General features: G+C 70.4%; 16 protein-coding genes. 12 read left to right on the forward strand and 4 right to left on the reverse strand.

All coding sequences use genetic code 11. The features are described from left to right. The first annotated feature begins 63 nt into the window (after positions 1 to 63). Positions 64 to 1,140, forward strand: a complete 1,077-nt coding sequence (locus DL990_RS09415; protein ID WP_125781027.1) for a TrkA family potassium uptake protein — start codon at positions 64 to 66, stop codon at positions 1,138 to 1,140. 223 nt (positions 1,141 to 1,363) lie between these two features. Then, on the forward strand, positions 1,364 to 1,771 hold the full coding sequence (locus DL990_RS09420; RefSeq protein WP_125798491.1) for a hypothetical protein: 408 nt from the start codon (positions 1,364 to 1,366) through the stop codon (positions 1,769 to 1,771). A 463-nt stretch (positions 1,772 to 2,234) separates the two neighbouring features. On the opposite strand, the gene DL990_RS09425 is transcribed toward DL990_RS09420, so the two are convergent. Beyond that, positions 2,235 to 3,323: a neutral zinc metallopeptidase gene (locus DL990_RS09425; protein WP_370451281.1), complete on the reverse strand. Its 1,089-nt coding sequence runs from the start codon at positions 3,321 to 3,323 to the stop codon at positions 2,235 to 2,237. Between the two features lie 217 nt (positions 3,324 to 3,540). Between DL990_RS09425 and DL990_RS09430 the strand changes: the two genes are divergently transcribed. The 7 genes from DL990_RS09430 (at position 3,541) to DL990_RS09460 (ending at position 10,409) form a co-directional block, all read left to right on the forward strand. Next, entirely contained in the window at positions 3,541 to 4,707 is a 1,167-nt protein-coding gene (locus DL990_RS09430; protein WP_125798399.1) for a hypothetical protein, read from the forward strand. Beyond that, the gene (locus tag DL990_RS09435) at positions 4,701 to 5,342 is read left to right on the forward strand and encodes a DUF4129 domain-containing protein (protein ID WP_125798400.1); all 642 of its coding nucleotides are present in this window, start codon (positions 4,701 to 4,703) and stop codon (positions 5,340 to 5,342) included. The genes DL990_RS09430 and DL990_RS09435 overlap by 7 nt, the downstream gene beginning before the upstream one ends. Further along, entirely contained in the window at positions 5,339 to 6,463 is a 1,125-nt protein-coding gene (locus DL990_RS09440) for a DUF4350 domain-containing protein (protein ID WP_125798401.1), read from the forward strand. Before DL990_RS09435 ends, DL990_RS09440 begins: the two co-directional genes overlap by 4 nt. Before the next feature lie 26 nt (positions 6,464 to 6,489). Further along, on the forward strand, positions 6,490 to 7,449 hold the full coding sequence (locus DL990_RS09445; RefSeq protein WP_125798493.1) for a MoxR family ATPase: 960 nt from the start codon (positions 6,490 to 6,492) through the stop codon (positions 7,447 to 7,449). Continuing rightward, positions 7,449 to 8,735 (forward strand): DUF58 domain-containing protein, encoded by a 1,287-nt coding sequence (locus DL990_RS09450; protein ID WP_125798402.1) that lies wholly within the window; start codon positions 7,449 to 7,451, stop codon positions 8,733 to 8,735. The genes DL990_RS09445 and DL990_RS09450 overlap by 1 nt, the downstream gene beginning before the upstream one ends. A 58-nt stretch (positions 8,736 to 8,793) precedes the next feature. Then, entirely contained in the window at positions 8,794 to 9,540 is a 747-nt protein-coding gene (locus DL990_RS09455; RefSeq protein ID WP_125781037.1) for a maleylpyruvate isomerase family mycothiol-dependent enzyme, read from the forward strand. Positions 9,541 to 9,626: 86 nt separating this feature from the next. Next, positions 9,627 to 10,409: an RICIN domain-containing protein gene (locus DL990_RS09460; RefSeq protein WP_125798403.1), complete on the forward strand. Its 783-nt coding sequence runs from the start codon at positions 9,627 to 9,629 to the stop codon at positions 10,407 to 10,409. An 85-nt stretch (positions 10,410 to 10,494) separates the two neighbouring features. On the opposite strand, the gene DL990_RS09465 is transcribed toward DL990_RS09460, so the two are convergent. Together DL990_RS09465 and DL990_RS09470 are read right to left on the reverse strand one after the other, a co-directional pair. After that, entirely contained in the window at positions 10,495 to 11,568 is a 1,074-nt protein-coding gene (locus DL990_RS09465; RefSeq protein WP_125781041.1) for a hypothetical protein, read from the reverse strand. 17 nt (positions 11,569 to 11,585) lie between these two features. Then, positions 11,586 to 12,593, reverse strand: a complete 1,008-nt coding sequence (locus tag DL990_RS09470; RefSeq protein ID WP_125781043.1) for a stage II sporulation protein M — start codon at positions 12,591 to 12,593, stop codon at positions 11,586 to 11,588. Between the two features lie 61 nt (positions 12,594 to 12,654). On the opposite strand from DL990_RS09470, the gene DL990_RS09475 reads away from it, so the two are divergent. Further along, the gene (locus DL990_RS09475) at positions 12,655 to 13,641 is read left to right on the forward strand and encodes an RDD family protein (RefSeq protein ID WP_125798404.1); all 987 of its coding nucleotides are present in this window, start codon (positions 12,655 to 12,657) and stop codon (positions 13,639 to 13,641) included. Positions 13,642 to 13,777: 136 nt separating this feature from the next. Here DL990_RS09475 and DL990_RS09480 read toward each other — a convergent pair whose 3' ends face one another. Continuing rightward, on the reverse strand, positions 13,778 to 15,247 hold the full coding sequence (locus tag DL990_RS09480; protein ID WP_233620427.1) for a neutral zinc metallopeptidase: 1,470 nt from the start codon (positions 15,245 to 15,247) through the stop codon (positions 13,778 to 13,780). Between the two features lie 155 nt (positions 15,248 to 15,402). Here DL990_RS09480 and DL990_RS09485 point away from each other — a divergent pair, with 155 nt between their 5' ends. Both DL990_RS09485 and DL990_RS09490 read left to right on the forward strand, forming a co-directional pair. Next, on the forward strand, positions 15,403 to 17,118 hold the full coding sequence (locus DL990_RS09485; RefSeq protein ID WP_370451284.1) for a DUF2207 domain-containing protein: 1,716 nt from the start codon (positions 15,403 to 15,405) through the stop codon (positions 17,116 to 17,118). Between the two features lie 62 nt (positions 17,119 to 17,180). Beyond that, positions 17,181 to 18,791, forward strand: a complete 1,611-nt coding sequence (locus DL990_RS09490) for a DUF2207 domain-containing protein (RefSeq protein WP_125798405.1) — start codon at positions 17,181 to 17,183, stop codon at positions 18,789 to 18,791. Positions 18,792 to 18,810 lie beyond the last annotated feature (19 nt).

Raw genomic sequence — 18,810 nt, forward strand, 5'->3', positions numbered from 1 at the left:
AACGTGAGGATCTTCGGCTATCCTCCCGACCGTGAGTGACGCGGACCAGGCCGGAGCCTGTGCATGAAGGTTCTCAAGCGCTTCCCGGTCCGGCTGAGCGACCGCCCGGACCACGAGCTCGTCGGCGTGATCCGCATGCCGGAACTGACGGTCAGCCCGCTGCGGGCCATCTCCAAGCGGATCATCGGCGCGATGCTCGCCCTGCTCGCGACCGTCCTGATCGTCTACCTCGACCGGGACGGCTACCGCGACGCCAACGGCGACGGGCTCACCTTCCTCGACAGCCTCTATTACGCGACGGTGTCGCTGTCGACCACGGGGTACGGTGACATCGCGCCCGCGACGTCGTCCGCGCGGCTGGTGAACGTCCTGGTGATCACCCCGCTGCGGGTGCTCTTCCTCATCGTCCTGGTCGGTACCACTCTCGAAGTGCTCACCGAGCGCTCCCGCCAGGCTTTCAAGATCCAAAAGTGGAGGACGAAGGTGCGTGACCACACGGTCGTCGTCGGATTCGGCACGAAGGGCCGGTCGGCGGTCAACGCGCTGCTCGGGGACGAGAACGTCGAGCCCGACCACATCGTCGTCGTCGACACCGACCAGCAAGCCCTCGAAGCGGCCACCGCGCTCGGCCTGGTGGTCGTGCACGGTTCGGCCACCCGCGCCGACGTGCTGCGCGTCGCCGGGGTGCAGCGGGCCAAGGCCGTGGTCGTCGCCCCGAACCGGGACGACACCGCGGTGCTGGTCACGCTGACCGCGCGCGAGCTGGCACCGAAGGCGCACATCGTGGCTTCGGTGCGTGAAACGGAGAACGTCCACCTGCTCAAGCAGTCGGGCGCGAACCAGGTCGTGGTGTCGAGCGAGACCGCCGGACGCCTGCTCGGCATGGCGACGTCGACGCCGCTGGTGGTCGACATGGTCGAGGACCTCCTCACCCCCGAGTCCGGTCTCGCGATCGCCGAACGCCCGGTGGAGCCGTCCGAAGAGGGCGGTTCGCCGCGGCATCTGTCGGACATCGTGCTGGGCGTCGTCCGCGACGGCGTCCTGTACCGCGTGGACGCCCCGCAGGCCGACGCCATCGAGCCGGGCGACAAGCTGCTGTACGTCCGGAAGGTGACCTCCGCGGAGACGATCGAGCGGTAGCGGGGGACCTTTCGTATCGCGCTGCCCGGACAAGAGGGCTCCTCTGTTCTGCCGCTGGTATCGCGCTGACCGGACAAGAGGGTTCTTCTGTTCTGCCGCTGGTATCGCGCTGCCCGGACAAGAGGGCTCCTGTGTTTTGCCGCCGGGTTCTGGGAGCATGGCGTTCGTGCGCAAGCGATCGGACCCCGCCAGAGGGCTCACGCCGGGGTGGAACTCCCTGGCCGTGGCGGCCGGTGCCGGCCTGCTGGTGATCTTTCTGGCCTGGTTCGCCGGGCCGGGGCTGTTCGGCATCACGAACGAGCCCAAGGGGACGACCGTGCGGGCGGAGGTCGTCGAGCCAGCGCCCTGCACGGGCGGCGGCGCGACCGAGAAGGTCAAGTTCGAATTCGGCGGCAAGCCGATGGAGGGCTCGTTCAACGGCTGCGGCCACGGCAAGGGCGAGCGCATCGAGGTCGTCGTCCCGGACGGGGCCTCGGGCGACGGCGTCTCGGTGCACGCGGCCGACGCGACAGCGGGAGCCAGCGACGCGCGGCGGCCGCTCGGGATGGCGTTGCTGGTGTTCAGCTGCTTCGCCGGCGGGATGTACGTCTACCTGGTGTTGCGCGGGCCGCGGAGGCTCGCGACGGCCTGATTCCGCGAACACGCGTGATTGAAGACGGAACTCGCGTGAAGGCCCCTTCCCCCGGCTCAGCCCAGGGCCCCGGCGAAAGTCGTATAACCACTGCTCAAGCGGGTGCCGGAGCGGCGGAGGCGGGCTCGTCACAGTTCCGGGATGACAGTGCCCGATTCGGGCGTTTTGCGGAGGGGTCGTGAGTGTTTAGGAGGGTTAGAACGCTCCTAAACACTCACGACCCCTGTCGAAAACCGTATATATGCGCACAAAATGGACACGCAGTCGTCAGGCAAAGTCCTTTGTGGACATACAAGGCCTTGACCCCGCCCCTTGAGCAAGCCGAACCGCCACTCGAGCTCTGCCCCTTCGGGCAGCCGACGATATCCAGTTCGAATCATCAAGAGCGCCACCGAACAGCGGATATGCGACTTTGCCGGCACCCTGGGGCTCAGCCGGGGGAGAGGCGCCCACCGCGCTGAAGTCAGGAAACGGCGTTCCCCGGGGCCGAGAAGGTGTTGCAGTCGGCGATCCGGTTGTTGCTCGCACCCGCCCGCCACCAGGACGCGTAATGCGCGTTCGTCCCGTGGTCCTGGCTGCGCGAGGTGTTGTCGCCCCGGGTCTCCTGGTCGTTCCACGCCTTGTTGTACATGTCCCGGCTGACCGTGCCGCCCTGGTCGACGTGTGCGCCGAGGAACATCCCGGAGAAGCACTGCGCCTGGAGTTCCTTGCGCCGTGACATCTCCAGCCCGGCGGGGCTGTTCTGGCCCGCGTCGTAGATCTTCTGCCAGGCCGCGTCCATCAGCCCGGCGACCTCCTGCACGTGGTGCCCGTACTCGTGCGCGAAAAGGGCGAGGTAGACGCCGGGGTTGTTGCCGTACTGGTCGGTTTGAAGACCACGGAACGGCACGTAGAGGTTGTTCTCGCAGTAGTACGCCGCCGTCGCGATGCCCACCTGGATCGTGCCGCATTCGGTTTCGAAGCTGGCCCCGGTCGGGAAGTGCAGCGCGGGCGGGGTGAACGGCAGGTCGTAGGCGTCGAGGAACGGTCCCCACGCGTTGTCGAGGCATTTGCCCGCCGCGGTGAAGAACGCCTCGGCGGCCTGCTGGCTGCTCTGCCACTGCGGCAGCGTGCAGACCCGGTTCTGCAGGCCCGCGTTGGGGTCCTGGAGGATCGGGTGGTCGCCGAGTTTGAGGATCTTCTGCGGCCCGCTCGACGACGACGGCGCCGAGGACGGCGACGAGGGGAACGGGTTCGTCGAGGACGACGGCGAAGAAGACCCGCTCGGCGGCAACGCGGCCGGGGAAGTCGGGTTCGGCAGGGTCGAATAGCCCGCGTTCGCTACGTGATCGGTGCCGTCACGATTGAGTGAGATGATCGCGACGAGGCCGAGGACCAGTACGGCGACCGCGCCGAGGCAGATGCCGACGATCGCGCCCACGGACCGCCGACGCGGTGGCGGCGGCGGGAACTGGTGCGGCGCGCCGTGCCACTGGGCAGGGTGCTGGCCGTGCACCGGCGGTGGCTGGACGGCGCCGCGTGGCGGCCACTGGCCGTGGGGCGGTTGCGTCATCAAGTCGGTCCCGGTGGTTCTAGGGGCGAACCGGGGGTACCCGGCCCGATGTTCAGCATAACGAGCTAACGGTGTCCCTTCCCACAGCTCGGCTGCAGAGGGTATCCACCATGAGGCGAGTGGTCACCCATCAGTGTCGTCACCCCAGCTCTGGCCGGGTGTCGGACCCTCTGGAAGAGTGGGCGTAAGCAACGTGAACGGGTAGAGGGGCTGTCGCATGACGGAGACCGGCGGACCGTCCGGGCCGGAAGGTACCGAGACTCCGGGCAAACCGGCACAGCCGAAGGCAGGCGAACCAGCACAGTCGCAGGCGGGCGAACCGGCACAGCCGCAGGCGGACATGCCGACACCGCCGCGGGGTGAAGTTCCGCCGTCACCGGCGCCTGAGCAGCAGTGGCAGTCCCCGTCCGGGGCCACGCCGCCGCCGCTGCCGTCCTACCAGCCGCCGCAGCAACAGCAGCAGCAGTATCCGAACTGGAAGGTCGGTCTCGGCAGGCCAGGGGTCATCCCGCTGCGCCCGCTGAACCTCACCGACATCCTCGACGGCGCGGTCACGACCATGCGCCGGTACTGGCGGATGGTCTTCGGCGCCGCCGCCGTGACCGCCGTGCTGACCGCGGCCATCGACCTGATCGGGTTCCTGCTGGTCGACACGACCGAGGACCTCGAGCGGCTCCGCGATCTCGGTCCGGCGGCCACCGATCAGGAACTGCTGAACCAGACGCTGGACATGCTCGGCGGATCGCTGGCGGCGAGCTTCGTCAGCCTGGTCGCCACGATGATCGGGACCACGCTGCTCACCGGGTTCCTGACCGTCTTGATGGGCAAGGCCGCACTGGGCAAACCGATCGTCTTCAAGGAGGCGGTGAAGGAGGCGGCGGGACGGCTGCTGCCGCTGCTCGGGCTGACCGTGCTCTACACGCTGGCGATCTTGGTCGCGGCGATCTTCTGTTTCGTGCCCGCGATCATCCCCTACACCTTCTGGGCGCTGGCCAGCCCGGCGCTGCTGCTGGAGCGCGGCACCGTGCGGGAGGCGTTCCGCCGATCGGCGAAGCTGGTCTCGGGGATGTTCTGGCGGATCTTCGGGATCCTGCTGCTGGCCGCGGTGATCTCGGGATTCCTGGCGATGATCATCACGATGCCGTTCAGCTTCGGCGCGTTCATGACCCTGTTCACCGACCCCGAGCAGGTGTACATCCCCTCGACCGGTGACCTGATCCTGCAGTCGGTGGGCACGGTGATCGCGCAGACGATCGTCGGACCGTTCTCCGCGCTGGTGACCGTGATCCTCTACATCGATCAGCGGATGCGCCGCGAGGGCATGGACATCGAACTGGCCCGCGCGGCCGGGATCGCGACGCCGCCCCCGCCGCAGGCATGGTGACGCGTTTCCTCTCCGAGGTCCCGGTCGACATCGACCGGGACACCGCCCGGCTGCGTGCCGCCGAGGAGCTCGCGGGTCAGGCTTATCAAGCCGCGAAGCCGAGCTGGCTGTCCGAGGCGTTCAGCTGGGTGCTCGAAAAGCTGTTCGGTCTCCTCGAAACCGTCGACAGCGCCGTGCCCGGCGGGATCTTCGACGTGGTGCTGCTGGTCGTCGTGCTGATCGTGGTGGTCGTGGTGATCCGGCTGAAGTCGGGCCCGCTGGCGGCGTCGGCCAAGAGCGGCCGCGCCGTGTTCGCCGGGCAGCGCAAGGCTTCCGGCGAACATCGCAAGGCGGCCGAGGAGGCCGCGTCACGGGGCGACTTCGACGACGCCGTCCGTGAGCTCTTCCGTGCCGTGGTGCGGTCTTTGGAGGAACGGGCGTTGCTGGACGAGAAGTCCGGCCGGACCGCCGACGAGGCCGCCATCGAAGCCGGACGGCTGCTCCCCGACGTCGCCGTGGCCCTGCGCGCCGGCGCCCGGCTGTTCGACGACGTCCACTACGGCGGCCTCCCGGCCACCGAGGCCGGCTACCGGTCACTGTCCGAACTGGACGAACGCTGCCGTCGTGCCAGGCCGGTCGCCTTGGCGGCCGGATGACCTCGGTTTCGCCCGACGCCCGCCGGATCTGGCGCGGAGTGCGGTTGCCGCTCGCGGTCGTCCTCATGCTCGTGCTGACCGGGACGCTGCTCGTCCTCGTCCAGGGCGAGCAGACCACCGGCGCGCTCGAACCGGGGTCCTACGAGCCCGGTGGCAGCCGTGCGCTGGCGACCTTGCTGGAACGGGAAGGCGTCAAGATCCCGGTCGTGCGCACCGCCGCCGCGGCCAAGGGCGTCGCGAGGGACGCGACCGTCTTGATCACCCAGCCCGCGTACCTGCCCAAGAACACCTTCGCCGAAATCCGGCGGAGCGCCAAGCATGTCGTGCTGGTGCGGCCGAGTCCTGCCACGGTCGAGGAAATCCTCCCGGGTGTGCGGTCGACCGGCCAGCTCGAAACCGAAGCCCGTTCCCCGGACTGCCAGGCAGTGGATCCCGTCGCGGCGGGCAGCGCGACGATGGGCGGCTTGAAGTACACGGCCACGCAGCCGCGAGCGCAGGAATGCTACGGCGGCTCGTATCTCGAAGTGCCCGGTCCGGAAGGGACGGTCACGGTACTCGGCACCCCCGAGCCGCTGACCAACGAACGGCTCGCGAACGAGGGCAACGCGGCGCTCGCGATGCGGTTGCTCGGGAAGCACGAACGGCTGGTCTGGTACCTGCCGACGCCGGCGGATCCGTCGCTCGAAGCGGAGAAGAAGCCGCTGTCCGAACTGATCCCGGCGGGCTGGTCGTACGCGGCGTTGCAGGCCGGGGTCGCGGTGGTGCTGCTGGCGTTGTGGCGCTCGCGGCGACTGGGCCAGGTGGTGACCGAACCGATCCCCGTCGTGGTGCGCGCGGCCGAGGCCACCGAGGGACGGGCGAGGTTGTATCGCAAGGCGAAGGCCGCCGCGCACGCCGGGGAGACCCTGCGTGAGGCGGCCCGCGCGCGGCTGCGGCCGTTGCTGGGGCTCACCCGTGACGCCGAACCCGCGGCGCTGGTGGAATCCGTCGCCGCGCGGACCGGCAGGACACCGGCCGAGATCGGCGCGCTGTTGTACGGGGACCAGCCCGCGGATGACGCCGCCCTGGTGCGGCTGGCGGACGGACTCGATGTCGTGGAACGAGAGGTGGAGCGGTCTTGAGTACCGAACAGTCCGAGCAGGGCACCGTGGATGGTGCGGCCGAAGCGCGGGCGGCGCTGATCGCCCTGCGGGCCGAGGTCGGGAAGGCCGTGGTCGGCAACGACGCGGCCGTCACCGGGCTCATCATCGCGTTGCTGTGCCGGGGACATGTGCTGCTCGAAGGCGTTCCCGGCGTGGCCAAGACGTTGCTGGTGCGGGCTTTGGCCGCGGCACTGGAGCTGGAGACCACCCGGGTGCAGTTCACGCCGGACCTCATGCCGGGCGACATCACCGGCTCGATCGTCTACGACGCGCACAGCGGCGAGTTCTCGTTCCGCGAGGGTCCGGTGTTCACAAACCTTTTGCTGGCCGACGAAATCAACCGCACTCCGCCGAAAACGCAGTCTTCGCTGCTGGAGGCGATGGAGGAACGTCAGGTTTCCAGCGACGGCAAGACGCGGCCGCTGCCCGATCCGTTCATCGTCATCGCGACGCAGAACCCGGTCGAATACGAAGGCACGTACCCGTTGCCCGAGGCGCAGCTCGACCGTTTCCTGTTGAAGCTGACCATGCCGATGCCGTCCCGTGAGGACGAATTCGGCATCCTTTCCCGGCACGCGCAGGGTTTCGACCCGCGAAACCTCGGCGCGGCGGGGATCACCCCGGTCGCCGGGGTCGCCCAGCTCGACGCCGCCCGGCGCGCGGTCGCCGGCGTCACCGTGCGCCCCGAGGTGCTCGCCTACATCGTGGACGTCTGCCGGGCGACGCGGTCAATGCCGTCCGTACGGCTCGGCGTTTCGCCGCGTGGCGCGACCGCGCTGCTGGCCGCGACCCGGGCGTGGGCGTGGCTCGCCGGCCGCGACTACGCCACCCCGGACGACGTCAAAGCCTTGGCACGGCCGTCTTTGCGGCACCGGCTCGATCTGCGGCCCGAGGCCGAACTCGAAGGCGCGACCGCCGACGGTGTGCTGGACCGCGTCCTCGCGTCCGTGCCCGTTCCGCGCTGATGGCCGTCACCGGGCGGCTCGGACTGCTGGCGCTTCTCGCGGCGCCGGTGGTCGGTTTCCTGCTGCCCTCGTGGGCCGGGATCGGGCTGGCCGCGGCGGTGCTGTTCGCGTTGGTGGCGCTGGATCTCCTGCTGGCCGGGAGCGTGCGGCGGCTGGAATTCGCGCGGTCCGGCGCGACGTCCGTGCGGCTGGGGGAGGCGTGCGAGGTCACGCTGACCGTGGCCAATCCCGGTGGCCGTCCCGTGCGCGCTTGGCTGCGGGACGCCTGGCCGCCCAGCGCCGGCGCGGAAGACAGGCACCGTTTGACCCTGCCTGCGGGAGAACGCCGCGTCGTGACCACCCGGCTCCTGCCCACCAGGCGCGGCGACCGGACGGCGGCCAGGGTCACCGTCCGATCGACAGGCCCGCTGGGGCTCGCCGCACGGCAGGGTTCGCACGACGTGCCGTGGACCGTGCGGGTGCTGCCGCCGTTCCACAGCCGCAAGCATCTGCCGTCGAGGCTGGCGCGGCTGCAACAGCTCGACGGTCGCAACGCGGTGCTGATCCGGGGCCAGGGCACGGAATTCGACTCCCTGCGCGAGTACGTGATCGGCGACGACGTCCGGTCGATCGACTGGCGGGCTTCGGCGCGCGCGTCCGACGTCATGGTGCGGACCTGGCGCCCCGAACGCGACCGGCACGTGGTGCTGGTGCTCGACACCGGCCGCGTTTCGGCGGGCCGGGTCGGGGACGCGCCGCGGCTGGACGCGGCGATGGACGCGGCCCTGCTGCTGGCCGTGCTCGCCGCGCGGGCGGGTGACCGCGTCGACCTGCTCGCCTACGACCGGCAGGTCCACGCCGCGGTCCGGGGTTCGAGCGACTTGTTGCCCGCTTTGGTTAACGCGATGGCGCCGCTCGAATCGTCACTCGTCGAGACCGACGCGCGCGGGATGATCGCGGAGGTCCTGCGGCGGACCCGGCGGCGCGCGCTGGTCGTCCTGCTGACCGGGCTCGACGCGGCGCCGCTGGAAGAAGGCCTGTTCCCGGTGCTGTCCAAACTGACCTCGCGACACCAGCTGATGATCGCTTCGGTGGCGGATCCGCGGGTCGCCGAGATGGCGGCGGGCCGCGGCGACGCGGAAGCCGTCTACGACGCGGCCGCGGCCGAGCGGGTGCTGGCCGAACGCCGCCAGGTCACCGCGCGGCTGGCGCGGCACGGTGTCGAGGTCGCCGAGGCCGTCCCGGAGGACCTGCCGCCGCGGCTGGCCGACCGGTATCTCGCGCTGAAGGCGGCCGGACGGCTCTGATGTCGAGAGCCGCGAACCGGCTCCGACCCCCTGGTGAACCGATCATCAGGAGGAACCGATGGATTTCGACCGGCACTGCGCGGAGATCGTCACCCAGGCCGAACTGCTTGCGACGGAACTGGCCGACGCCGACCTGACCACACCCGTGCCGTCCTGTCCGGGCTGGACGCTGGGCGCGTTGGTTCGGCATCTCGGTGCCGGGCACCGATGGGCGGACGAGATCGTCCGGAGCCGGGCGACGTCGCCGGTGCCCGACGACCAGGTGCGCCGGGTGGACGGCGACGATTCCGGGCAGCTGCCCGGATCCTGGCTGGTGGACGGTGCTTCCCGGCTGGCGTCGGCGCTGCGGGAAGCGGGACCGGAAGCCGAGGTCTGGGTGCCGTTCCACTACCGGACCGCGTCGTTCTACGCGCGCCGCTTCACCCACGAGACGCTGGTCCACCGCGCTGACGCGACCCTGGCCGCGGAGCTGGAGTTCCGCGCCACCCCCGAGGTCGTGCTCGACGCGATCGACGAGTGGATGGAGCTCGAAGCGCTGCCGCTGCACTTCGAGTTCAGGCCGGAGAAGCGGGAGATCCTCGGGGCAGGCCGGTCGGTGGGTTTCGAGTCGGGGGAGCACGCTTGGTTCCTCGACCTCGACGGCTCGGCGGTCACCTGGGAGCGGGGGCGACGCGATGCCGCGGTGACCGTGCGTGGCTCGCTGACGGAGTTGTTGCTGGCGCTCTACCAGCGTCGGGACGCAGGGGACGTCGTCGGCGACCTTGAGCTGTTCAAGCTGTGGCAGACCCACGTGCGGTTCGGCTGAACCCGATGGAGTGGTGCCGGTTGGCGGTGGGTGTCGCGGGCGGTTAGCTCGGAAGGAGTTCCGGACCGACAGGATTGGGGTCAGGCTTGCGCAAGGTCGTGCTGTTCCTCGCGGTGCTGCCGCTGGCGCTGCTCGTGTCACCCGCTTCCGCACAACCCGCCGGGACACCGGTCCACCTCGCCGACGGAGGCGGGAACCTCTCCTTGGCCGCGGCCGACGGCAAGCTCGCCCTCGCCGACGCGAAGGACGCCAGCGCGCAATGGGTGTACGACAAGGCGGCGCTTTCGTACAAGCATGTCGCGAGTGGACAGTGCCTCGCGGCGATCAGTCCCGTCGATGGGGTCGGCGTCAAACTCGCGGCGTGCGACGGCAAAGACCGTCACCAGCAGTGGCGCCGCAACGCCGGGCTGCCCGGGCTGGTGCTCCTGGCGAACGTGGCGACCGCGCGCTGCCTCACCGCGGAGGCGCCGATCGCCGGAGCGCGGCTGTATCAGGAAGTCTGTTCACTGCCAGGACTGTCCAACACCTGGGCGGCCGGGGTACGGACCCTCGCGATCCTGTCGGGGAACGGGCAGCGACTGTCCACGAAGACACCTGGTCAGCCGTTCGTGGTGCGCGTGATCGGGGAGAGCGGGCAGCCCGCGGCCGACGTGCCGGTGAACTTCTTCGTCCGCGCGGCGCGGGCGAAGAACGTGCTGGTCTTCGAAGGCGGCGCCGAGACGGCGACCGCGAAGACCGGCGCCGACGGGTCGGCCGCGAGCCCGAAGATCGTCCTGACCGAACCGGGCGAATTCGAGATCCGGTTCGCGGGCAGCGCGAGCCTGGAGGACGGGAACAGCATCACCTTCGAGGGCAGCTGCACCTGCTGAGCGGACAGCTGCACCTGCCGAGCGGCGCGTGAAGGCCCCTTCCCTCGGCTCAGCCGAGGGAAGGGGGCCTTCACGCGCTTCCGGCCTAGGCCACCAGAGCGAAACTCGAGTAGTACTCGCCGGCGGGATCCCGCGAACCGCTCCGGTCGGGGCTGACCTCGGCGCCGACCCAGCCCTGGAACGCCCCCGCGTCGTCGATCACCTGCAGCAGCGGGCGGACGTGACTGTTGCCCAGGTAGCAACCGTTGTAGGACAGGCATTCGCACCAGAACTCGTAACTGTTGCGCCGTCCGCCGAAGGCATCGCTCAGGTAGTAGAACCGTCTGTCGCCGGTATCGATGATCTTCTGTGCGCACGCCTCGTATCCGTCGCCTGGGAGGCAGCAGGAGGTCGGGGCGCAGCCGGAGTCGTACTGCACGAAGCCGAGGCACGAGCCGTCGTCGCACTTGTTCCAACCCGGACCGACACCGAGGGCGCCACTGCCGCCTCTGGTCCAGTTGGTGATCGCGCGGCGGTTCACCCCTTGCCCTTCGAGCAGGTACGACCGCTGGGTCGCGCGGACCGAACTCATCGGGGCCTTGCTGGTCTGCGCGAGGGAGGCGTTGCTGCCATAGGCGATGCCGCTGGTGATGGAGTAGTCGTCGCTCACCAGTTGCAATCGGCCGAGGCCCGGCCGGGGTTCCGAAACCGCCCACGTCTCCGCGAGGTTCACAGTGGTCGTGGTGCCGTTGACAGTGCTCTTCGTCCAGGTGATGGCCACCTGCCCGGAGTTCTCGGCATAGGTGCCGGTGAAGTGGCCGTTCGGTTCACCGGTGAAGCCCGGCGCGGTCTTGATCGGGCAGTTGTTGCGGGGATTGGACCCCGGCGCCCAGTCGCCGCAGTAATAGACGTCGCCGCTGTTGACGGGGGCGGGGAAATCCGCCTGGTTCCAGGTCCAGAAGTTGTGCGCGACGGTGTTGTCGGCCGGGTTGAACACGAGGTAGCCGAGGCGGATGTAGTTGCGGTCGGCGTCGGTGCGGAATCCGCCGACGCTCACCACCCAGTTCTGTTTGCCCGACGGCGCGGATCCGGTCCGGGCCTGGGACGCGCCGACGAGAAGCGTCGAGGCGAGCACGGACAAAACGACGATCGCCAGAACGCGTAACCGTTTTCTCCCCATGGGAGGAGCTAACCAGTTCAGCCGGCTTCAGGTCGAGAATCTCCAGCGTATCGCCAGTCGACATCACCCACTTCGCCCGCTTTCGCGGCCCGGCGCCCGACCACGAACACGTACAGTAAGAACGCGACCTCGGCGACCACTCCGATGCCGATGCGGGCCCAGGTCGGCAGGCCCGACGGGGTCACGAAGCCTTCGATCACGCCGGAGATCAGCAGGACCACGGTCAGCCCCAGCGCCATCACCACGACCGATCGCCCCTGCTCGCCGAGCGCGGCCGTCCGGGACCGGCGCCCCGGGTCGATGACCGTCCAGCCGAGTTTCAGCCCCGTCCCGGCCGCGACGAACACCGCGGTCAGCTCCAGCAGGCCGTGCGGCAGGATCAGGCCGAAGAACACGTCGAGCCGTCCGGCCGAGGACATCAGCGCAGCGCCGATCGCGAGGTTCAGCGAGTTCGCCCAGAGCGCGTAGATCACCGGGAGCCCCAGCACCACGCCGAGGAACAGGCAGGTCGCGGCCACCCACGCGTTGTTCGTCCAGACGCGCGCGGCGAAGGACCCCGCGGGGTCGGACGAGTAATACGTCTCGTACTTCCCGCCGGGCGCCGTCAAGTCCTTGAACTCCTCGGGTGAGGCCAGCGACGCGAGCACCTGCGGGTCGCCCGCGATCCACACCGCCGCGATCGCCATCACCGCGATCGACGCCGCCGCCGACGCCAGCCACCAACGCCTGCTCAGGTACAGGGCCGCCGGGAACCGCTGGGTGAAGAACAGCCCGACCTCACGCCAAGCGGGACTGTGCGAGCCGGTGACGGCGGAGCGGGCCTTCGCGACCAGACCGGACAGCTGAGCGACGAGCACCGGGTCGGGCGCGACCGAGCGGATGATCGAAAGATGCGTCGCGACGCGCTGGTACAGCGTCACCAGCTCGTCGGCGTCCGGGCCGCTGAGTTTCCCGGCGCGGCCGACGAGGTCACGCAGCCGGTTCCATTCGGCCTGATGCGCGGCGACGAACACGTCCACGTCCAACTCGGAGCCCTCCCGGCGATCGTCTTTGGTCGCCCAGCCTATTCGTCACTACGCTTGCCAGGTGGAACAAGAGTCCGAACTCGTCACCGGCGAGGCCGTCGTCCTGGACGTGCGCGCGGCGAAACTGGCCAGCCGCGGTCTCGCCATGATGCTCGACGTCGCCCTCCAGCTGATCGCGCTGGTCGTCGCGATGCTGGTCCTGAGCCAGGTCGCCGCGTTCGGTGACGAGGCGCTGGCGCTGACCCTGTTCCTGGTGACCCTCGTGTTGATCATGGTCGGCTACCCGGTGATCTCCGAGACACTGACCCGCGGCCGCACCCTCGGGAAGATGGCGCTCGGCCTGCGGGTGGTCCGCACCGACGGCGGCCCTGTCCGGTTCCGGCACGCGCTGGTCCGCGGGCTCGCCGGCTTCTTCGTCGACTTCTGGGCGCTGGGCATGCTCGGCGTCGTGGCCGTGGTCACGTCGCTGTTGTCGCCCAACGGCCGCCGCGTCGGCGACTACCTCGCCGGCACCCTGGTGATCCGGGAACGCATGCCCGCCTCCCGCACGCCGTATGTCGGGATGCCGCCGCAGCTGGCGCACTGGGCTTCGCAGCTGGACCTGACCCGGCTGCCGAACGACCTCGCGCTGGCCGTCCGGCAGTACTTGAGCCGCACGAGCGAGCTTCGCCCCGAAGCGGTCGAAGCCCTCGGGTACGGGCTCGCGCAGCAGGTCGCTTCGGTGATCGGGGCGCCGGTGCCGCCGGGAGTGCCGTCGTGGGCGTACCTGTCGGCGGTGCTGGCGGAGCGGCGGCAGCGGGATCAGGCGAAGCTGCAACCGGCGGTTCAGTACGGGCCGCCGGTGGCGCAGCCTTTCGCGGCGGGACAGACCTTCGCGCCGGTGGCGCCTGTTGGGCAGCCGGTGTTGCCTGTGGCGCAGCCTTTCGCGCCTGGACAGCACTATCCGCAGCCCGTCGCTCCCGCGCCGGTCGCCCAGCCGCAGCCGGTCGCCCCGCCGCAGCCGATCGCGGACCCCGCCCCGGAGAACCCCTTCACACCGCCCAGCTGACCCACGCCCCCGGTCCGATGCCCCCAATGCGGCATTGGGGACGCTCAGTGTCCCCAATGCCGCATTGGGGGCATGCCCGGCTCTCGATTCCCCGCTCGCGCCCTTCACGGACCGAGCCGCGCGAAACCCGAGCGGGTCAGGAGACGTCGGCCGGCTTGGCCGCCCACGTGTTGCACTGGAACAGCCGGTTCTTCTGCGCGCCGTGCTGCCACCACGAGACGGCGTGCGCGTCGGACCCGTGGTCGCGCGGGCCGCCGTTGTGGTCGCCGCGGTCCTGGGTCTGCCAGGCGTCGCGGTACATCGCCTGGTCGACCGAGCCGCCGCGGCCGACCGTCGAGCCCAGGAACGTCCCGGACAGACACTGCGCCGAAAGTTCGTTGCGCCGCGACATCTCCAGGCCCGCCGCCGAGTCGGTGCCCGCTTCGTATCGCGCGTCCCAATAGGCCTTCGAGATACCGGAGAGCGCCTGGATGTGGTGCGCGTACTCATGGGCGTAGAGGGCCAGATAGACCCCAGGCCGGTTGCCGTACTGGGGGACCTGAAGGCCTTCGTACGGCATGTAAAGCGTCTCGTTCTGCGAGCAGTAGAACGCCGCTACCGAGCCGTTGCTGGCGTCGCCGCAGGGGCTTGACCAGTTCTTGCCGGACGGGTACTTCACGGTCGGGACCCGGAACGGCAGTTTCGTGTACTTCATGACCTGCTGCCAGACGCTGTCCAGGCAGGGCCGCGCGCTTTCGAAGAACGCCGCGGCCGCGTCCGGGTTGTTCGCCCAGCGCGAGAGGTTGCACGGCTGGTTCGGCAGGCCGACTTGGGAATCGAGCCACAGCGGGTTGTCCGCCAGCTTGTAGTGCGGTTGCGGGCCGGACGGGGCACGGCTGGCCGAGGTCTCCCGGGTCGAGCCCGCCGACGTTTCGCGCGAGGCGGTCGAATCGCGTGAACGGGTGCTCGTCGCCGTCGACGTGTCGCTGGACGTGGTGGTCGTGTAGTCCGAAGAGGACGTCGTCGAATAACTGGAGTACCCGACATCCGCGGTGTGACGCGAGTCGCCGTTCGCGATGGTGACGACCATCAGCAACCCGCCCATGACCGCCATCACGGCGACGATCGCGACCGCCGCGATCACCCCGCCGTTGGACTTCTTGGCGCGATATCCGCCGTACGGCGTGAACGCGGGCTGAGCGAAACGCGGGCCGTACGGAAGCTGCGGCGGGCCGACCGCGCCGGGCCGGAACGGGACAGGTGCGCCGATCCGCGGCGGCGGCAGCGGGGCCGCGCCCGGCGGGGGCAGCGGCATCCCGCCGCTCGGCGGACCCGGCCGGAACGGCGGCGGGACCGGCGTCGGCCGGGAGACCGGCGGTTGCCCGGGGCGGCCGGGCGGGACAGGGCCCGGACCGCCGCGCGGCGGCAGTGGCCGTGCTCCGGGTGGCGGGAGCGGGCGGCCGCTTTGCGGTGGCAGCGGACGCGTGCCCGGCGGCGGCAGCGGACGGCCACCTTGCGGCGGCAGCGGACGCGCGCCCGGCGGCGGAAGCGGGCGGCCACCGTGCGGCGGTGGCGGCGGAGTCGGCCGGCGCCGCGGATCAGGCGCGCCGGGCGGCTGCTGGTTCATCGAGTGGATCCCCCATGCGGTTCGGCAACGCCGTTCGCCCAGGTGGGGCGATTCGGCGTTTCGGCGGTCAGCATAGATCGGCTGCCCTAAGGTGTGTGGCTGTGTTGACGAAATGGGGGACGGCGGTCGTGGCCGTCGCGGCGAGCTCGGCCTTGATGGCCCCGCCGTCGGATACGAACGTTCCGGAGGCGCCCGAAGCGGGCCCTTCGCTGACGAACGCGCCGCAGTTGCCGAAGCCGCCGCCGATCGGCGCACGCGGCCAGCTCGGGCTGCTCCAGCCGCCGGGCGGCGCGGCCGCGAACGTCTCGGTGAAGGTGGAACGCGACGGTTCGGTGTCGATCACCGAGCAGGTGACCGTCCCGGGTGGACAGCACCTGGTACGCCGGATTCCGTTGAAGGTTCCCGCCGGTGAAGAGCAGGACCGTGTCTACGGCGTCCGTGACGTCTCGGTCGAAGGCGCGGGGAAGGCCGAGTCGAACGGTGAGCAGCTGGTCGCCACCTTCGACGGCGGAGCGGCCACCCTCAAGTACAAAGTGGACGGAGCGGTCGCGGACGTCAACGGCGCGCAGCAGGTGCGCTGGCAGGTGGCGAGCGGCTGGGACGGCGAACTGTCCCGCGTGTCCGCTTCGTTCAGCGCGCCGACGCAGGAAACGCCCACAGTGGACTGTTTCGCCGGGCCGCTCGGTTCGGACCGGCAGTGTTCGCTCGCGGAGATCGACCACAGCGGCGTCGTCCGCGTCGAGCAGGACAAACTCGCGGCGGGCGAACGGGTCGACCTCGCCGTCGGACTTCCGGCCGGCACGGTGCCCGCGAACGCGCGGTTCGAGCAGATCGCCTCGGTCGGCGGAGCGTTCGCCCTCACCACCGTCGCCGGTCTCGGTTTCGGGGCGCTGGCGCTGTCGCTGATCCTCGGCGCGCTCGCCGTCTGGTTGCTGCGCCGTCGCGACAAGGGCGCGCTCACGGCGGGAACCGGCCCGGTCGACGTCCTCATGCGAGACGGTGATCGGGTCTCCTTCGCCTCGCCCGACGGTGTCCTGCCCGGTCAGGTCGGCACGGTCGTCGACGAGACGGTCGACGTCGTGGACGTCAGCGGAACGGTGGTCGACCTCGCGGTCCGCAACTATCTGTGGATCGCCGAGGTGCGCGGCGCGGGCACGGTCGACTGGCAGATCAGTCGCCGCAACGCGCCCGATGAGCACCTCGCCGCCTTCGAGCGCGAGATCTACACCGCGCTCCTTCCCGAGGGCACCGATTCCGTGCTGCTGTCGGAACTCCGCGGCCGCGGCACCGTCGACCTCCGCGTCGCCGGAGAGGCGATGTACGCGGACGTCGTGCGCAAGGGCTGGTTCTCCCGCCGTCCGGACAAGGGCAGGAGCAAGCTCGCGTGGGCGGGCATCGGCCTGGTGGCGCTCGGTCTCGTGGGCACCGTCGTGCTGACCTTCACGGCCGGGCACGCGCTGCTCGGCGTGGCGGTCGTGCTCGCCGGGGTCGCCGCGTTGCTGGGCGCCTCGTGGGTGCCGCCGCGGACCTCGCGTGGCAGGCGGCTGGTCGGCCAGGTGCGTGGCCTGCTCGAGTACCTGCACACCGTGAAGGTCGCCGACATCCCCGTGGCGGACCGGGAATTGGTGTTCTCCCGGTCGCTGCCGTACGCCATCGTGCTCGGCGACACCGAGCACTGGCTTCGCACGTTCGAGGGGCTCGACCCGTCGGCGGACGGCTCGGCCGGGCTGTACTGGTTCGGCGGCCTCGAGGGCGATCGGGATCTGCGCCGGTTCGCCGCGCACCTTCCGTCGTTCCTGTCCGCTTTGGACGGTCTGCTCGCCGAATCCGGGCACCTGCGTTCGCTCCGCCCGGAACCGGTCCCCGCCTGATCATGAAGACTCGCGATTCGGCACCGGCTTGCGATCCTTGCACGCGCAACTATCGCAAGCTGGTGCCGAATTGCGTGGTCTTGGCGCTCGTTCTGCTGGTGCTGGGCGCGGCACCGGCGGGAGCGCAAGGCGAACCGCAGCTGCCCTCGCTGCCCAACAGCGCGGAGATCTCGCTCAAGGTGGAACGCGACGGCGCCCTTTCGGTCGTCGAGGCGGTGTCCGTGCCGAGCGAGGCGACGATGACCCGCCGGATCCCGCTCCGCACGGCGGCCCCGCACGACCGCGACCGGATCATCGGCATCCGCGACGTCGTCATCGAGGGCGCGGGCAACTCCGAGCTGACCGAAGACGAGTTCACCGTCAAGCTCAGGGGCGGCACCTCGATCGTCCGGTACACAGTGGACGGTGCGGTCACCGAAGCGGACGGCCTGGTTCGGGTCGGCTGGCAGGTCGCGGGCGGCTGGGACGCCCGGCTCGAACTCGTGCGCGCGAGCTTCGCCGCGCCGTCCATCCCGAACGCGGTCACCTGCTACGCCGGGCCCGAGGGTTCGCGCGCGCACTGCGGGGCCGCCCAGATCGCGCATTCCGGGCTGACCCGGTTCAGCCAGCAGAGTCTCGCGGCCGGACAGCGGATGGAGATCTCGGTCGAGTTGCCCGGCGGCACCGTCCCGGCGAACGCACGGCTGGAGCCGTCGAAGACCTTCGCCGGAGCGTTCGTGCTCACCTCTCCGGTCGGCTGGGCTTGGGGCGGCTTCGCGCTCGCGCTGGTCGTGGCCGCCGTGGCGCTGGGCCTGCTGCGAAGGCGCGACAAGCACCCGGGCGACGCGCTTCCGGTCCGGCTGCTCACCGGGAAGGACGACCAGGCCGCGTTCTCGTCACCCGACGGCGTGCTGCCCGGGCAGGTCGGGACCGTGCTCACGGGGCGTGCCGACGCCGTCGACCTGGCCGCGACGGTCGTCGACCTCGCCGTCCGTAACTACCTCTGGGTGACCGAGGAGCCCGGCGAGCTGACCGGCTGGCGGCTCGTCCGCCGCAATCCGCCGGACGAGCAGCTGACCGCTTACGAACGCGCGGTGTTCGACGTCCTGCTGCCGGAGGGACGGGAGTCGGTGCTGCTGTCGGAGCTCCAGTCCGCGAGGGTCGGGATCGAAAGGGTGCGAGACGCGTTGGACGCCAGCGTCGTCGAACGCCGCTGGTACTCCCGGCTGCCCGGCAGGCTCACCGGCATCGGCCTGCGCGTCTGCTTCTACGGGCTGTTCCTCACCGTCCTGCTGGCCTTGACCGTCGGCTACGCCCAGCTCGGGCTGATCGTCATCGCCGCGGGCGCGGTACTCGCCGTCGCCGCCCGGTGGCTCCCGGCGCGCACCGGGGCCGGCGTCACACTGCACCGGCGGCTGCTCGGCGTCCGTGACGCGCTGCTGGAGACCAAGGCGGCGGCCGTCCCGAAGCTCGAACGCGAGGTGCTCCTCTCGCGGGCGCTGCCGTATGCGCTCGCTCTCGGCGAACAAGAAGACTGGGTCGGCGGATTCGCCGGACTGAAGGGCCCGCCCAAGATCTACTGGTGTGGCAGGGAAGGCACCGACGAGGCGGACCTCTCGCGGGTGAGCGACTTCACCGCCGCACTCGTGGGAACCTTCGCCGCGACCCGCCAGGGTCGTCGCCTGGAGGCCTGAGTAGCCCGTAGGGTGGTGC

Origin of the sequence: Amycolatopsis sp. WAC 01416 (genome assembly GCF_003947485.1) — a bacterium.
In the GTDB taxonomy this organism is placed as follows: Bacteria; Actinomycetota; Actinomycetes; order Mycobacteriales; family Pseudonocardiaceae; genus Amycolatopsis.

Bases quoted from the DNA above. Each gene is read 5' to 3' on its own strand.
- DL990_RS09465 (WP_125781041.1), bottom strand. From the start codon at position 11,568: ATGGGGAGAAAACGGTTACGCGTTCTGGCGATCGTCGTTTTGTCCGTG.
- DL990_RS09480 (WP_233620427.1), bottom strand. From the start codon at position 15,247: ATGAACCAGCAGCCGCCCGGCGCGCCTGATCCGCGGCGCCGGCCGACT.
- DL990_RS09455 (WP_125781037.1), top strand. From the start codon at position 8,794: ATGGATTTCGACCGGCACTGCGCGGAGATCGTCACCCAGGCCGAACTG.
- DL990_RS09485 (WP_370451284.1), top strand. From the start codon at position 15,403: ATGGCCCCGCCGTCGGATACGAACGTTCCGGAGGCGCCCGAAGCGGGC.
- DL990_RS09450 (WP_125798402.1), top strand. From the start codon at position 7,449: ATGGCCGTCACCGGGCGGCTCGGACTGCTGGCGCTTCTCGCGGCGCCG.
- DL990_RS09430 (WP_125798399.1), top strand. From the start codon at position 3,541: ATGACGGAGACCGGCGGACCGTCCGGGCCGGAAGGTACCGAGACTCCG.
- DL990_RS09415 (WP_125781027.1), top strand. From the start codon at position 64: ATGAAGGTTCTCAAGCGCTTCCCGGTCCGGCTGAGCGACCGCCCGGAC.
- DL990_RS09440 (WP_125798401.1), top strand. From the start codon at position 5,339: ATGACCTCGGTTTCGCCCGACGCCCGCCGGATCTGGCGCGGAGTGCGG.
- DL990_RS09425 (WP_370451281.1), bottom strand. From the start codon at position 3,323: ATGACGCAACCGCCCCACGGCCAGTGGCCGCCACGCGGCGCCGTCCAG.
- DL990_RS09435 (WP_125798400.1), top strand. From the start codon at position 4,701: ATGGTGACGCGTTTCCTCTCCGAGGTCCCGGTCGACATCGACCGGGAC.